We start from the raw sequence: 585 nt of genomic DNA on the forward strand, positions 1-585 counted from the left end.
ATTCAGAACACTACACAAATCTTTCCACGCTAAATCATAACGTCCGGTTTCTTCCGTGTCAGCACCGGGGCGTTGGCATAATGCAATACGTGTACGCGCTAAACCCTGTGTGCATCGTTTTAATTATTCCCGGACACTCCCGCAGAGAAGTTCCCCGTCAGGGCTGTGGACATAGTTAATCCGGGAATACAATGACGATTCATCGCACCTGACATACATTAATAAATATTAACAATATGAAATTTCAACTCATTGTTTAGGGTTTGTTTAATTTTCTAMACATACGATTCTGCGAACTTCAAAAAGCATCGGGAATAACACCATRAAAAAAATGCTACTCGCTACTRCGCTGGCCCTGCTTATTACAGGATGTGCTCAACAGACGTTTACTGTTCAAAACAAACCGGCAGCAGTAGCACCAAAGGAAACCATCACCCATCATTTCTTCGTTTCTGGAATTGGGCAGAAGAAAACTGTCGATGCAGCCAAAATTTGTGGCGGCGCAGAAAATGTTGTTAAAACAGAAACCCAGCAAACATTCGTAAATGGATTGCTCGGTTTTATTACTTTAGGCATTTATACTCC

1 protein-coding gene is annotated in these 585 nt (G+C 41.9%); it reads left to right on the forward strand.

All coding sequences use genetic code 11. The annotated features are described in order from the left end of the window. Positions 1-322: 322 nt before the first annotated feature. The coding region (gene bor, locus EJ063_RS20470) for a serum resistance lipoprotein Bor (protein ID WP_439333299.1) at positions 323-585 on the forward strand (263 nt) is incomplete at its 3' end.

This window comes from Vibrio aquaticus (assembly GCF_003970385.1).
Taxonomy (GTDB): domain Bacteria; phylum Pseudomonadota; class Gammaproteobacteria; order Enterobacterales; family Vibrionaceae; genus Vibrio; species Vibrio aquaticus.